General features: G+C 31.2%; 12 protein-coding genes. 3 read left to right on the plus strand and 9 right to left on the minus strand.

The features are described from left to right. Nucleotides 1-154 precede the first annotated feature (154 nt). From GXK57_RS10185 to GXK57_RS10195, 3 genes are read right to left on the minus strand one after another with little or no spacing between them, the layout of a single operon-like run. Nucleotides 155-1288: a Ger(x)C family spore germination protein gene (locus tag GXK57_RS10185; protein ID WP_160675353.1), complete on the minus strand. Its 1134-nt coding sequence runs from the start codon at nucleotides 1286-1288 to the stop codon at nucleotides 155-157. Next, nucleotides 1272-2384, minus strand: a complete 1113-nt coding sequence (locus tag GXK57_RS10190; protein WP_347709089.1) for a GerAB/ArcD/ProY family transporter — start codon at nucleotides 2382-2384, stop codon at nucleotides 1272-1274. Before GXK57_RS10190 ends, GXK57_RS10185 begins: the two co-directional genes overlap by 17 nt. Further along, nucleotides 2362-3807 carry a spore germination protein gene (locus GXK57_RS10195; protein WP_243156402.1) on the minus strand — a complete coding sequence of 482 codons (1446 nt, stop codon included), beginning with the start codon at nucleotides 3805-3807 and terminating at the stop codon, nucleotides 2362-2364. Before GXK57_RS10195 ends, GXK57_RS10190 begins: the two co-directional genes overlap by 23 nt. A gap of 317 nt (nucleotides 3808-4124) precedes the next feature. Between GXK57_RS10195 and GXK57_RS10200 the strand changes: the two genes are divergently transcribed. Beyond that, on the plus strand, nucleotides 4125-5354 hold the full coding sequence (locus tag GXK57_RS10200; RefSeq protein WP_160675362.1) for an MFS transporter: 1230 nt from the start codon (nucleotides 4125-4127) through the stop codon (nucleotides 5352-5354). A 185-nt stretch (nucleotides 5355-5539) separates the two neighbouring features. Here the strand turns inward: GXK57_RS10200 and GXK57_RS10205 are convergent, their stop codons facing one another. From GXK57_RS10205 to GXK57_RS10220, 4 genes are all read right to left on the minus strand, one after another. Further along, nucleotides 5540-7582, minus strand: a complete 2043-nt coding sequence (locus GXK57_RS10205) for a methyl-accepting chemotaxis protein (protein ID WP_202127705.1) — start codon at nucleotides 7580-7582, stop codon at nucleotides 5540-5542. 183 nt (nucleotides 7583-7765) lie between these two features. Continuing rightward, on the minus strand, nucleotides 7766-8215 hold the full coding sequence (locus GXK57_RS10210) for an NUDIX domain-containing protein (RefSeq protein ID WP_160675365.1): 450 nt from the start codon (nucleotides 8213-8215) through the stop codon (nucleotides 7766-7768). Between the two features lie 299 nt (nucleotides 8216-8514). Further along, nucleotides 8515-10890 carry an endopeptidase La gene (lon, locus tag GXK57_RS10215; protein WP_160675368.1) on the minus strand — a complete coding sequence of 792 codons (2376 nt, stop codon included), beginning with the start codon at nucleotides 10888-10890 and terminating at the stop codon, nucleotides 8515-8517. A 155-nt stretch (nucleotides 10891-11045) separates the two neighbouring features. Further along, complete coding sequence (locus GXK57_RS10220; protein ID WP_128213393.1) at nucleotides 11046-11327, minus strand: metalloregulator ArsR/SmtB family transcription factor; 282 nt, start codon at nucleotides 11325-11327, stop codon at nucleotides 11046-11048. Between the two features lie 313 nt (nucleotides 11328-11640). Here GXK57_RS10220 and GXK57_RS10225 point away from each other — a divergent pair, with 313 nt between their 5' ends. Continuing rightward, a complete protein-coding gene (locus GXK57_RS10225) occupies nucleotides 11641-12819 on the plus strand; it encodes a PLP-dependent aminotransferase family protein (protein WP_160675371.1) in 1179 nt (392 codons plus the stop codon). A gap of 68 nt (nucleotides 12820-12887) precedes the next feature. After that, nucleotides 12888-13058, plus strand: a complete 171-nt coding sequence (locus GXK57_RS10230; protein WP_160675374.1) for a hypothetical protein — start codon at nucleotides 12888-12890, stop codon at nucleotides 13056-13058. A 185-nt stretch (nucleotides 13059-13243) separates the two neighbouring features. Here the strand turns inward: GXK57_RS10230 and GXK57_RS10235 are convergent, their stop codons facing one another. Together GXK57_RS10235 and GXK57_RS10240 are read right to left on the minus strand one after the other, a co-directional pair. Next, nucleotides 13244-14092, minus strand: a complete 849-nt coding sequence (locus GXK57_RS10235) for a GNAT family N-acetyltransferase (RefSeq protein WP_160675377.1) — start codon at nucleotides 14090-14092, stop codon at nucleotides 13244-13246. 272 nt (nucleotides 14093-14364) lie between these two features. Beyond that, nucleotides 14365-16275 (minus strand): bifunctional 4-hydroxy-3-methylbut-2-enyl diphosphate reductase/30S ribosomal protein S1, encoded by a 1911-nt coding sequence (locus GXK57_RS10240; RefSeq protein WP_160675379.1) that lies wholly within the window; start codon nucleotides 16273-16275, stop codon nucleotides 14365-14367. Between the last annotated feature and the right edge of the window lie 8 nt (nucleotides 16276-16283).

The raw sequence follows: 16283 nt of genomic DNA on the forward strand, positions 1-16283 counted from the left end.
TTATTTAATACATTCATATAAATTTAAAAAATCACTATAGGCACTCCTATAGTGATTTTTTAAATCAAATATTTACAACAATCAAATTTATACTTTTTTGCGCAATGTGCAACAGCATAATTAAGAAAAACTTATCAGTTAAAAAATAATTATTTTATTGATTTGTAATAGCTCCGAAAAATTCAATATCCAGCTTAGCATTAACCTTTACCTCTGCCCTCTTATATTCATCCTTCCAATTTTTTGTTTTCCAATATTGATTATGCTTTGCTCTCATAATTTCACCAAAGCCTACTGGATCAGAGCCTATTTCCTGAAGATAAGATACTAGGTCTGAGCAATCTGATGATATACATCTACTAACGTCATCCTCGAACAACTTCTTATCCTTTGGATTTGACAAATCAATTGGGCCTAAGTACTCTGTCACTGATCCCTTAAATTTTAAATCTATATCTATGGTAACTTTATCACCATCAGTTTTAACTTTAACTTTTCTTTTTTTAATTTTCATCTCTAAGGAGGCACCATTTTTTTTATTAGATTCTAATCTTTGTGCATATTTGCCATTATACATATAGTGAATTCGACCTTTTTTTCCTCTCAAAGAATTTAACATGGCAGCTTGCTTTGTATTTATCGTTCCAACTAACTTATCCCCATTAAACACCGCTGAACCTAATACTGTAATTCCATTTTTGTCATATCCTATATAGGTTGCGGTTGGATCTATAGTTTTACTGTGACTTAATATAGAAAACTGATAAATTTTTGACTCTATGGTAAAAGAATTCTTAATTGCTTCATCAAGCAAATCATTAACATAAAAAGAAGGTCTCTGTTTGTCTTTAAAATCTTTGCTATACTCAATAAGTTCCTTAGGACTGCCTTCAACAATAACTAAGTTTGATATCAAGGAGCTTTCAGGACTTCTTAAAAAATACTCCAAATATTCATCTAACCCATTTTTCGATATATCTTTAGAAAAATATAATTGCTGATTTTTGCCTCCCTCTATATTTTTCCCAGAGGAAAGCTTTAGCTTATCTTGAGCTTCTTTCATTAGATTTGTAGTTGTTGATAAAACTTCAACCTTTTCTTCTGCAAAAGGATCTACCTCTGGCATATTAATAGTATAAACTATCTTATTGTTTTCACTTAGCTCTACCCCAGTTTGAAGAATAAAGCCTATTTTTTCAAATATCTTTTGATCCCAACAACCGCTTTGCAGTAGAGCAAAGATTAGTATTTCTGATAAAATTAATGTCTTCTTAATTTTCTGCATCATCTTTTACTCCTTTGCTTCTAAAATAGGATAAAATCAAGCATAGGATAAAAAACAAATATATTACTATACCAACTTGACTTAAAATCTCTCTAAAGAAAAAAACCTGATTGAAGTCTCTTGGTATTCTGCTTACTAAAATAAGCAGAATAAAAAATAATAGTACCATACCTCTTGTATCCTTCAACTTAAATAGTTTTCCCAAACTATAATAAGCCGCCATCATATATGCTCTCATAGAGCATCCCATAACTACAAACCAAACGGTTATAAGATATAAGTCTAATCTTTCTAACACTGGTGCCTTATAAACTCTAGCGATATTGAAAAGAGGTAAGTTTTGAACCTTTAGGAAGTTTTCACCAAATAGTGCTGTTCCTGATAATACAATCATAAGAGAAAATATAGTGCTCAATCCAATTGCTATGCCATGCCATTTCATTAAGTTTTCCTTATCTGTAATTTCCGGATAAATAAAAGCTATTATTTCAAGCCCTAAAAAAGCAAAGAATCCTGTTTTTACGCTTTTTAATATATTTAAAGCACCTACTTCTCCCACCGGCATAAGAAAAGATATATTATAATCTTTTAGTAATAGTAGTAAATATAAAAAGGATAACAAATATGATACGCAAGATACATATTTAAATCTAACTACATATTTAAGTCCAGAACCAACCATATATATAGATGGAAGCATTATAAATGGTGAAATCACGTAGACTGGTGTGGTAGGTAATATAGTTATTTCCAAAAATACTGAAAAAGCTCTTACACTGTTTGCTGCAGCTAAAAATAAAAATATAATCAATATCACATTGATGCAGCTGCCAATGATTCTTCCGTATATAAGTTTATTTATATCATATATTGATTTATCCTTATATCTATTTAAAAGATGAATAACAAGTATACCGATAACTATAGATAAAACTCCAGCTAGCAAAACGGATATCCACCCATCATGACCAACAGCTCTTGCCATTACAGTTGGAAGAGTTATCATTGATACTCCTGTTTGTGCCACAAAGGTAAGTAACACCATTTGTTTAGAGGTTACATTGTGTTTTCCCGTATCAATTACCTCCTCTAAACTTATTTTTAGTCTTTGTCATGGAGGTCCTCTTTTTCAAGAACTTAAAGGGCATTCTTAAAAAACTATCTTTTAAATCATACTTTTTAAGAGGAACTACTGGTTGAAAATATGGTTGCCCTAAAGATTCCAGCTTAATCAAGTGAGCCATGGTTAGTGCGAAGCACATTACAATTGCTATAATTCCAAATATTGAAGCTAATATCATATATGCAAATCTTAAAATACGAATTGCTGTAGCCATATCCTGACTTGGCAATGTATATGATGCTACGGCAGTAACAGCAACAATTATTATTAATAGATTACTAACTATGCCTGCTTCTACTGCAGCCTGACCTATAATAAGACCTGCAACCACACTTATAGCGGTTCCTACATAAGTCGGAAGTCTTATAGCCGCTTCTCTTATCATATCTACTGTAAACTCTAGCATCAAAGCCTCTACAATTGGCGGAAAGGGAACTTTTGATCTAGATTCTGCTAAAGAAATCAATAGAGAAAGTGGTACCGCATAGTAATGAAAGGAAATTATTGCGATATACATAGATGGAAGCAAAAGCGCTACTGTAAAAGCTATAATTCTTAAAAATCTATAAAAAGATCCTGAAACCCACATAAAAGCATAATCATCCATAGCTTGAAAAAAGGAAAAAAAACTAACTGGTGCAATAATAACTCTGGGGGTTCCATTTAACATAATAACTATTCTTCCTTCTAAAAGAGAGGATATAGCTTTATCTGGTCTTTCTGTAGATATAAATTGCGGAAACACTGAGTTAGGAGAACTTATTATTTTCTGCTCAATAAATCCAACCACAGGAACACCATCTGAATCAATACTGCTTATTTTTTCAAAAGTACTGTTTACTAAGTCCATATTAGCTATGCCATTAATATAAGCAATAGCAGCAGTTTGCTTAGTTTCTCTTCCTAATACCACAGTTTTAAACTTCAAATTATTATTTTTAATAGCTCTTCGCAGTATAGACATATTAATGTCTATTGGTTCAACAAAGCCTTCATGAGAACCTCTAACATTCTTCTCTGTTACAGGCTCTTCAATGGGCCTCTTCTCATAAAGTAAATTTAGAGAAGCTATAGCATAAGTTATCTTATCGCAAACCAAAACTATACTACCTTTAGTAATGCTATCAATTATTTCACTGGTACTATACAAAAGGTTTACTGTGCTAGAAGGAATATTATTTACGTTCTTTTCATTGGACAACTGCTCTAAAGTCATATTTGTTAAAGGGTTAATAAAATCCCTTTGCACTAAGTTGTAGTCAATCATCTCATTAACATATATAAAGAAGGCTTCATGTTTATTTTCTATATATACTTTCTTCTTAGCTATGTCTGGACAATCCACTAATGCATTATTAATATCTTGAATAACTATATTTTTATTTATATTTTCCTCCATTATTTCCACCTCAAATCCATTATGCCCAAAGTAGTATTTCTTAATGTATTTCATTAATGTTTGCATATCTAATGATTAATTGGACGTATAAGTATAAATGTAGCACTTTGATATATTTTTCTCTAAAAGCTTTTATTATTGCTGAGATGATAACTTGAAAAGTTTATGCACTTGATACAAATTGCCTTGTGTTATATACTAGGAATGTCGTCATTAAAAAAATTTTAACAGATTAAAACATACTCAATACATAATTTTGCTTTATTAAACTACTTTTTTACTATATAAACATACTCATAGAAAGGCGTTGAATTAAAATGACTTCACTGAAAAACACTAGCTTGCTACAGAATAAATCCTTAAGATTTCTTATTGTAGCTAGAGTATCTACCAACTTTGCTTATCAAATGCTTACAATAGCTATAGGTTGGCAAATGTACACATTAACACATTCTGCTTTTTATCTTGGTCTTGTTGGACTAGTTCAATTTTTGCCTATGCTTCTCTTATCATTATTCGTTGGCCATCTTGCTGATAGACATGATCGTAGAAAAATAATAAGTATAAGCCAGATTTGCGAAGGTTTGTTTATATTAGCTTTAGCTTATGGTAGCTATAGTAATTATCTTACCAAAGAAAGATTTCTTATCTTAATCTTTTTTATTGCTATATGCCATTCATTTCAAGGGCCTCCAATGCAAGCCTTACTGCCTAATATAGTAAGTAAAGATATTTTCCCGAAAGCCTCAGCATTAATGTCTTCTGTGTCTGAGTTTGCGGTAATTATAGGGCCAGGTGTAGGAGGTATACTTTATTCTTTTGGACCAACTTTAGTCTATAGCTTAACTGGTATTTTAATTTTTATCTCCAGCATATTAATATCTCAAATCGCAATAAAAAAAGAGAACTTCAAGCCTGAGCCTGCTAGCTTAAAATCTTTATTTGCTGGAATTTCATTTATTAAAAGTAGACCAATCGTATTAGGAGCTATATCTTTAGATTTGTTTGCAGTACTTTTTGGAGGAGCTACTGCTTTGCTTCCGATTTATGCAAGTCAAATCTTAAATATAGGTTCTTTCGGTTTAGGAGTTCTTAGATCAGCTCCAGCCGTTGGAGCACTACTTATGTCCCTTTATCTTGCAAGAAAGCCTCTAAAGAGAAAAGTTGGACAAGCAATGTTTATAGCAGTTATATTTTTTGGGCTATCTACTATAGTCTTTGCTATTTCTAAATCTATTATTATATCCTTCTTAGCACTCTTTGTTCTAGGTGCTTCGGATGTAATTAGCGTTGTTATACGTTCTACCCTTGTCCAGCTTGAAACTCCAGATAACATGAGAGGTAGAGTAAGCTCAGTTAATATGATATTTATAGGAACCTCTAACCAATTAGGTGAGTTTGAATCAGGCTTAACAGCTTCTCTATTTGGTACAGTTCCAGCTGCTTTAATTGGTGGAATAGGAACTATAGTTGTAGTCCTAATCTGGATGAAGTTGTTTCCTCCTTTAACAAAGGTAGATAAATACGATGAGTTAAAAGCTAGTTAAGGACTGTATTATGAATTATCGCTAGGTTTATTCAACAAAGAAAGTACAGATGTCTATATAGTAAAAAGCCATGTGTATAGGGCAATCCCTATTTCACATGGCTTTTATTAAATATCAAGTTCGCGGCTTCTGGTGATCATCGGGCACGTACAACTTAATAGTTGAGTTAGAAATCCTATAATCATTTATATCTTAAACTTTGAGATACTACTTTGAAGCTCTATCACTATTCCTGTTAAGGCTTCTGCAGCTTCAGCTACTTGCTGCATCTGTATTATTTGATCCTCAGAAGAAGATGCTACATCCTTTATACTGCTTGAATTTGATTTAGATACATCTGACACATTTTCTGCAGCATCTATCATAGATTGTGAACTTTCTTTAATTCCACTTATTACATTAACTATCGAGCCCATCTGTTGAGAAACATCTTCTATTGAGTTCACAATATAGTTAAAGGACTTACCAGCATTGTTTATCATATCTTTTCCTCTATCTACAGCAGAGTTACCTGAGCTCATAGCAATCATAGCTTCTGCAATCTCTTTCTGAATTTCCATAATAAGTTTGCTTATCTCACCTGAGGCATTACCTGACTGTTCAGCAAGCTTTCTCACTTCATCGGCAACTACTGCAAAGCCTTTTCCTTGCTCTCCTGCTCTAGCAGCCTCAATAGCAGCGTTTAAAGCAAGAAGATTGGTCTGCTCAGAAATTTCATTAATAAGTGAAACTATACTGTCTATCTTATTGGATTTTTCACCTAAATTATTTACTATTCTAGCAGATTCAGATACCTGGTCACTTATTTTCCCCATATGTTTAATAACGTCGTTAATTACTTGCTCTCCGGACTTAGCCCTATCAGTAGCTTCTGAAGAGAGTTTGGAAGTTGATATAACATTTTCAGATATGTTTACTATACCTTCATTTATATAAGTTGCTACATTTGATATTTCTTCAGTATTCTTAGCCAATTCTTGAGCTTTATTAGACATATTGATTACTATATTGGTAACCTGTTCCGCAGAAGTATGTGTTTCTTCTGAACTAGCAGTCAACTCTTCTGAAGTACCAACTATATTATCTAAACTGTTTAATATATTACCAAATACCTCTCTCAGATTTTCAGTCATATTATTTAAATCCTTAGACATTTTACCAAGTTCATCTTCAGAGCTCACTTCTATATTGTGAGTCATATCACCATTAGAGATTATTGATGTAAGCTTGGTTACTTTTCCAATAGTATTGGTCAAATAATTGCTGAAAAACACTATACTTATTACAATTAAGGCTATCAAAATTACGCTTATAATAATCAATATATTAAGTAATGACTGCAGCGACTTATACAATTCTGAATTAGAAACAGTAATTCCAACTACCCAATCTGTTCCTTGCACAGGCTCATAATATACAATTCTCTTTTCATTACCATTACTGTAATTCTCATGTCCAATATTGCCACTGACAATGCTAGAACTTATAGCGGAAAACTTACTGTCTTCATTAATTTTGCTCTTCATTACTTTATCGGCTGCAACACCAGCAATATAAGTACCATCCTTTGTTAATAAAAAGGCCTTACTAGTACCGCCTAAATTCATATCATTTACTATCTTTTGAAGATTAGTCAGCTCTATATCAGCTGTAGTAGCACCCAAGAATTTACCTTCACTATCATAAAAAGGTGCTGCTGCCGTAGCCATGGTTAGCTTTGTATTTTCATCATAATATGGAGGCGTCCAAATAACTGCTGATTTGGCACTCTTAGCACTAGTATACCAAGGTTGAGAAAGATAATTGAAATCCTCTTTCATATAGTCCTCAGTATAAACTATCTTATTACCGTCTTTATAAGCATATGGACCATAATACTTAAGATCATTTCTATACTTATTTGCTTCAAACCAAATACCAGTACCTAAGGTATCTTCATTGATAGAAGCATATTTCTTTACTAAATTTCCATACTGATCTGTAGAAATCGTATTTGAAGAAATCTCCACTGTTCTTGCCAAACTTTCAGCTACCCTTGAATTTGCATTTATCTTATTACTAATAGATAAACTTAATTCATTCATCTTATTATTAATCTTAGAGTCAATCTCTTTGCTTATTATATTCTTTCCAACAAAGTAACTAGATAGCGCAAGAACACTCAACAAAGCAATTGTTACTGGAAGTATTGATACCAACGTTCTCATTCTTAAACTTTTAATTTTCAAAACTAAAGCCCCCTAACTGAAAAATGTATTCACGATAATTTTCGACATTTTTAGATAAAAGCTTTAATTTAATTTTAAAATAACCAATAAATTCTATAAACTTCAATTTGAGCAGCTACATTAAGAAAGTATATTTTATTTACTTAGCCTTTCAACTATAGCTAAATAAAACTAAAAATCTTTTTATTTTTTATAATATTTATCAAGCATTATACTATGAGTTTTAGGTATATCTTCTGGTAAATTGTCATACTCAAAGAATTTAAGTTCCTTTGTCTCCACATTATCCACTTTTAGCTCTCCAGTATATGTTTTAGTAACATAACCAATTGATATAAAGTAAGCCTTATCACCAGTAGGAAATTCAATATAGCAATTTGTACCAGAAGTAGTTCCTAGTAAGGTAAGATTATCTATATCAAGTCCAGTTTCTTCTTTTGCTTCTCTTTTAGCAGTATCTTCAAGTGCTTCTCCAAGCTCAGTAATGCCGCCTATCAGTCCCCATTTGTACGGAAAGGTTCCTCTCTTTTGTAATAACACTTCATTTTTATCATTTATAATCAATACATTAACTCCAGTTAGGTTTATAGCATCATGATGAACTTTCTCTCGTATGTACTTTACATAATCCATCTTTATCAACACCTCTCTTCTTGCAGATTATATTACTATATAGTTTCTAAGTACGTACTTAATATCCTCTGTTTCTAAGAAAATATTTTAAAAATATTATTTCCTATTGCCTTGCCCAGTATGAATTTTTTGTTAAACATAACTTGATTATTACCTATCTTCTGTATATATTTAGCTCTATATAATATGTATTAAATAAATGTTGCTGAAGCTACATAGTATTTTGGGACACAAGCTCCGTCCATATGTTCAAAAAAAGTCCACCACCTATAAAACATAAGTGATAGACTTTTTGCTTACTAAATAGTTATTAAATTGTCTTCTTCAAGTACATTAGTTAATGAAGGCTGTAGAAGTTCCAATCCAAGAGTTTCTCTTAATACCTCTTCAATAGTGTCAACAATTATAAACTGTAGATCTTTTCTTACTTCTTCAGGAATATCTAATATGTTCTTTTCATTATCCTTTGGCAGGATTATTCTCTTTATTCCTGAACGATGCGCTGCTATAACTTTTTCTTTAATTCCTCCAACAGGAAGGACAGCACCTCTTAAGGATATCTCTCCTGTCATAGCAAGCTTTGAGTCTACATCATGGCCAGTTAACAATGATGCCATTGTTGTGAATAATGCAACACCTGCAGATGGGCCATCCTTTGGAGTTGCTCCTGCTGGTACATGTATATGTATATCATTTTTATTAAATTCAAAATTCTTTAATAGGTGACTAAGCCTTGATCGAATTAAACTATGAGATATTCTTGCAGATTCTTTCATAACATCACCTAATTTACCAGTAAGCATAAGCTGTCCATTACCAGGCATAGTTACTCCTTCTATGAAAAGTATATCTCCTCCAACTGGAGTCCAAGCAAGTCCGGTTACTACTCCTGGCGCATTCTTTTCTTTTGCTTTATCATATTGTATTGAGTCACGACCTAATATGTCAGTAAGCATATCTTCTTTTATTATGTAAGGTAGTTCAACTTCACCTATTACAATCTTTTCTGCTGAAACTCTAGTTATTTTAGACAACTGTCTCTTTAATCCTCTAACTCCAGCTTCTCTTGTATATTTTTCAATTACAGCTTTTACTGCATCATCTTCTATCTGCAATTGGTCACTACTTAGTCCATGATCTTCAATAACAGAATTTATAAGATGATTCTTTGCTATATGGAATTTTTCTGTACTTGTATAGCTGCTTATATCTATAATTTCCATACGATCTCTTAATGGTCCTGGTATATCCCCTAAGGAATTGGCTGTAGCTATAAAGAATACCTCTGATAGATCATAAGGAACTTCTAAGTAATGATCTGAAAAAGTACTGTTTTGTTCTGGATCAAGTACTTCTAACAGTGCACTTGAAGGATCTCCATTTGCCGACATTGATAGCTTATCAATTTCATCAAGTATGAAAACTGGATTTTTTTCTCCTGCTTTTTTCATTCCTTGAATTATTCTTCCTGGTAATGCACCAATATAAGTTCTTCTATGTCCTCTAACTTCAGCTTCGTCTCTTACGCCGCCAAGACTTATTCTTACGTATTTCCTATCTAAAGCTTCTGCAATACTCTTTCCTAAGCTTGTTTTACCTGTTCCTGGAGGTCCAACTAAAAGTAGTATGGAACCTTGCTTATTCTGCTTTAGTTTCATAATTGTAAGATGCTGTATTATACGATCCTTAACTTTATCTAAACCATAATGCTTGCTGTTAAGCAAGTCTCTTGCAGCTAAAATATCTATGTCCTTGACTTCACTTTTTCCCCAAGGCAAGCTAATTAATAAATCCAGATAATTTCTAATGACATTTCCTTCTGTGCTATTTGCACTTTGTCTCTCTAACTTCTCTAGTTCATTAAAAGCAACTTCCTTAACATCTTCTGGCATATTGGCATCCTGAATAAGTTTTTTATAATCCTTCTTCTTAGTATCATTGCCTTCACCAGTTTCATTAAGCTCTTCTTGGATTGCTTTAAGCTGTTGTCTTAGCATCTGTTCTCTATAGTTTTTATTGACCTTCTTATTGAACTTTTCTGTCATCTCAACTTGAAATCTTACAGCTTCTCTTTGCTCAATTAAAATATCTAAAAATCTTAAACTTTTCTCTCTTAATGAACGTATTTCTAAAAAAGCCTGCCTTTCAACAAATGAAATATTCATGAAAGGGAATAAGTATGCTATCATACTCTTTATATCTTGAAGTTTATTAATATAATCAACATATGCTTCCGAACCTTTAAAGTTAGCACTTATTTCCTTTACTAAGCTCTTTATATTCTTCATCATTTCGATTTGATTGTTTTCATCTATATCTACTACGTCTGGAATAAGTCCATAAGTTGCCTTAAAATCTTCTCCCTCTGGAATAATCTCCTCAGCATATACTCTTTCAATAACATCTAATACAAAATGATATCCATCATTAAGAGGTTTAGCTTCTTCAACTTTAACTAGCGTACCTACTGTATAAAAGTCCTGTTCATCAAAAGTCTCTCTCTTATCACCTTTTACAGCTAGTACAATTCCATAATTATCTTCTTCAGCAACTTTCTCATAAAAGCTTGCTCCTGCTTCTTCATTTACTTTAACAGTGACACTCTTACCCGGTAAAAGTACTGTATTAGGTATTATAATTAACGGCAATGTATTATTTCTACTAAATTGATTCATATATATTCATCTCCATCTTTTAAACACTACGGTGTTCAATTAATTTATTCAAGTGAATTCTATAATTCTATATTTATAGAACTATAGTATATAGTTTGGTTATTTAACTTAATTGTCTAATTATTAAGCTTTACTCTACATATAGTAATTTAAAATCAATCCCATTCCAAAGAAACAAAGGCTCTTAGTATTTCTTTATTTAATCTATAATAATGGTAAATTCCATCTTTTCGAAGCTCTATTAAACCGCAGTCAGCCAGTTGCTTCATATGATGAGATAAGGTTGACTTTGCACATATACAAGCTTTATCTTCAATCTCATTACAACTAAGCTCTTCCAGTGTATATAAAATTTTGATAATTTTTATTCTTGTTGGTTCACCTAAAGCCTTATAAATCTTAACGGCTTGTCCAATGGTATTTTCATCAAGTTTCATACAGACCTTCTCCTGATAATTTTATAGTTCTATATTTATCGAACTTTAGATTATAATATCATTTGTATTTTATTCTGTCAATATTAATTCTCAATTAATTCTATAAAACCACACTGTATAGCTTTCATTTTAATATATTTAAATTGAAGTTGCAGACTCTTGTAGAGTTCTTAACTCAACTATTAAGTTATTCTTATTCTATATGTTAACCTTATAAACCACTTTACTATTGACATGTTTTTATATATTGGCAGATAATAATAGGTAAATATAAAATATATCTAAATAAAATAAAATTGGGGGCACACTATATATGGAATTTTCAAAAATAACCAAATCCATGAAAACTTCAGAAATAAGAGAAATACTAAAATTAATCGAAAATCCAGAAATTATTTCGTTTGCTGGAGGGCTACCAGCACCAGAATTATTTCCTAAGGATGAGATTATAAGTTTAACTGCTGAGATTATAAATATTGAAGGAAATGAAGCACTTCAATATGGTACTACTGAGGGATATAATCCTTTAAGAAAAGCAATATTAGAACAAAGACTTAAGCCCTTTGGAATGGATGGTTCTATAGATAACCTTCTAATTACTAGTGGATCACAGCAGGGATTAGACTTTAGTGGAAGATTGTTTATAGATGAAGATGATATAATCCTAGTAGAAAAACCAAGTTACCTAGGTGCTATTAATGCCTTTAGAACCTATGGAGCCAAATTTGTAGAGATACCAATGGATCAAGATGGCATGATTGTTGAAGAGTTGGAGAAAACTTTAGAGTTATATCCAAAGGCCAAATTCATTTATACAATTCCAGACTTCCATAATCCTACCGGAATTACTATGTCTATAGAAAGAAGAAAAAAACTTGCAGAAATAGCAAATAAATATAAGATACCAGTATTAGAGGATAGTCCATATGGAGAGTTAGTGCTTGAAGGTGAAAGACTTCCTACTATAAAGAGCTTCGATACTGAAGGATATATAATATATTTTGGCACTTTCTCAAAAACCTTTTGCCCTGGGTTAAGGCTAGGCTATATCTTTGCAGATGAAAGTGTAATAAATAAATATGTTACCTTAAAGCAAAGTTCTGACTTACAATGCAGTTCACTAGATCAAAGAATACTAGCATATTATTTAAATAACTATGATCTAGATAAACATATTAATAGGATAAAGCATGTTTATAGAAAGAGACGAGACTTGATGTTCGAATGTATGGACAAGTGGTTGCCTAAAGAAATAGAATATACAAGATCAAGAGGTGGTTTATTTACTTGGTTACAGCTGAGAGAAGATATAGACACTGTAAAATTACTAGAAGAAGCTCTTAAGTTTAACGTTGCCTTTGTTCCAGGAAGTTCGTTTTTTGCAAATGGTGGAGTAAAAAATTATCTTAGATTAAACTACTCAAACATGCCTGAAGAAAGAATAGTAGAAGGAACCAAAAGACTATGTGAGCTTTTACAAAATTACTACTAACTATAAACATATAAATTAGATAAATAAAATCTCTTCTTATTGGAATAATAGATAAGGAGGGATTTTTTATGTATGATTTAAAAAACAATCAACCAACAAATGAAACTACTAAAACTGCCGAGATAAACAGTGATAGTAAACCAGTGGATATAGGAGATAGAGGTTATTACAGGACTCACTTAACTGATAGTGTTTTGTATACCAAAGCTTCCTATGTTCCAACAGAATCCCTATTCTAAAATTAAAAAATAGCTAAGACAACTAAGTCTTGGCTATTTTGCTTTTTATTCTTTCTTTAATATATAAATTTAAGATGTCAACGGATACATATTAGTTCTATCTAAAATATAATTTTCTGTAAAGAAGAAAGCTCTTTGTCATCATGCATCAAAGCATAAAATTAATTTTATAATAAAATAAAACGTTATCGCTCCCAAATACTCACATTATTAACAAAGCGAAATCCATTGGTTGAGTAAAGTTTCTTAGCTATTTCATTATGCTTATCAACTCTTATGGCAATTTCTTTAATCCCTCTGTTATAAGCAATATTTACTAGGTGATTTAGAAGATATGTACTAAAGCCCATTCCCCTATATTCTTTAACTATACCTAAATTAACTATAAAATAGCTACCGTTATTAAATATGATTTGCCCATATCCTACTGCTTCATTACCGTTTCTTATGAAAACAGAGGAATTAGGGAGATAGTACTCTTGGCACTGATCGTAATATATATCATCCAAAGTTAAAGGAATTCTACTATCCTCTTCAAAAATATTATTTTGAAGATTACATCTTAAATCTTCTTCCTTGTTGTTCTCCATGAACTTAAATGAAATATTATTAGGTAAATCTATATCAGACATGGCTGTTATATCCTTTTTCATCAGTAGTGTCTCACTTGTCTTTCGAAACCCCAATGACTTTAGTATAGAATTACTAAAATCGGTATCCTCACATTCATATATAAAGAGACCTTTTTCAAAAAACTTGTCCTTGTCTTTATTTAACTTATCCCCTAGATTTCTATCTATTACCAAATCTTTTATTGAATAAGTTTTTTCATATATATTTTCAAACCACAAGTACCCTACCAAGTCCTTATCTAAATATATATATCTTATATCTTTTATAAAAAATCTTAATAGACGAGGCTTAAAATAATAGTACTTTTCAAGGCTAGTATTGAATGAATTGAAATCTCTCGATTTTTTTAAAAGGTCTATTAATTTGTCTTTTTTGAAGCAAAATCTTTTAATCTTAATCATACCATTATGTCCTTTACATTATTTACCTAATAATATTTTAATATTCTTCTTAAAATAAATCAACAGACAACTAAAATTATGATGTTAAACAAATACATGTAATGTACCATAATAAAATTAAAATTTAGCTAAAACTGACCTTTGATTGTTAGATTTACTTGATTAGAAAAAATAATTATTTAAATAATAAAAGAGTGTAAAATCAAATAATTCTACACTCTTTTTAAGCTAATATTTACTAAACAGATTATTATATTGTTGAAATATCCTAATTATACATCCTTTATACTTAAACCAATACGTTTGTTTTCTTTTTCTACTTTTATTATTCTAGCTTTAACTAATTCTCCAACCTTTAAAACCTCTGAAGGATGATTAATCTTGTTATAGGATAACTTTGAAATATGAGCTAAACCATCTACACCTGGTTCTAACTCAAGGAAAGCACCAAAATCGTTTAATCTTGCAACTTTACCTAATACTATATTACCTTCAGGATATTTTTCTTCAATGTCTTGCCAAGGATCCTGAATTAATGCTTTTATACTTAAGGATACCTTTCTATTTTCAACATCTACAGCTAGCACTTTAGCTTTAACCTTATCATCAACTTTAAGAACATCTGAAGGATTGTTTATCTTACCCCAGGATAATTCAGATATATGAACCAATCCATCTATTCCGTTTACTTCAACAAATGCTCCAAAGCTTGTAAATCTCTTAACAGTTCCTTCAACTACGTCTCCAACAGTTAAAGAGTTAAGAGCATTTTGTTCTCTTTGATCTCTTTCTTGTTCTAATAAAGCTCTTCTCGAAGCAACAATTCTTATATTTTTTTCATTCTCAACTTCAATGAATTTCACTTCAAGGTCTTTACCAAGGTAGTTATTAAAGTCACCAGTATATCTAATATCTACTTGAGATGCAGGAATAAATACTCTTAGACCTTTAAATGCAGCTACCAAACCACCATTTACAATCTCATTTACTTTTACAGTAACTATTTTTCCTTGATTAAAGTATTCAAGTGCTTCATCAAAAGCTTTCTCTTTTTCTAGCTCTATCCTTGATAACACTACGTAGCCTTCTTCATTTGATAATCTCAAAACTTTAGCTTCTACATCCTCACCAACTTTAAAATTTTCACCTAAATTAGTCTTTACGCTTTCATCAACTGATATTTCAGAATAAGGAATAACTCCATCAGCTTTATATCCATCTATAGCCACAATTATTTCATTTCTAACTATTGATAATATTTCACCTTTTAATATCTCACCTACATGTATCTTCTTATTAGACTTTTCCATTAACTCTAATTGCTCGTTAAATTCATTATTTCCGTTATTCATTTTATCAATAACCTCCTTAATTATCCAATCAGGTGTAGAGGCACCTGCAGTTATTCCAACAGTATGGATAGAATCATCTTCAAGTAAATCTTTAGGCAACTCTTCTAGATTCTCTATATGAAAAGTTCTTTCACAATTATTTCTACAAATTTGAAATAATTTTGTTGTATTAGAACTATTCTTACCACCAATTACAATCATAGCATCAACTTTTTTTGAAATTTCCTCTGCACTTTTTTGTCTTACGTCAGTAGCAGAACAAATAGTATTAAAAGCTAATACATCTTTACTATTATTATTTACTGAATCTAATGCTTTTTCCCAGTTGATTTTTTTTTCTGTTGTTTGTGAAACTATACAAACCTTATCTGGAACCTTATCATTAAACTCTCCACTCTTAGTAACTATAGCTTCATTATTACACCATCCGTTAATTCCTACTACTTCTGGATGGTCTTTATCTCCTACTATTATAATATTGTATCCTTCATCATGATATTTATTTACTTTCTTTTGAATATTAGTAACATAAGGGCATGTTGCGTTTACTACAGTTACACCCTTATCATTAAGTTGATCAATCAAAGCCTTTGGAACACCATGAGAACGTATTACTACTACATCATCTGATGAAAGAGAGTCTATCTCATCTAACTCAATAGCAAAGATATTATTGCTTTCCAGCATTTTTACTACATCATTATTATGAATTAAAGGCCCTAAAGTAAATATTTTTTTATTATATTGCTTTTGAACCTTTAAAGTTTCTTCTACAGCTCTTTTTACTCCAAAACAAAATCCTGCACTTTCAGCAAGTAAAACCTTTTTCATATTTTACC

Source organism: Clostridium sp. C8-1-8, from assembly GCF_009928445.1.
In the GTDB taxonomy this organism is placed as follows: Bacteria; Bacillota; Clostridia; order Clostridiales; family Clostridiaceae; genus Clostridium_AR.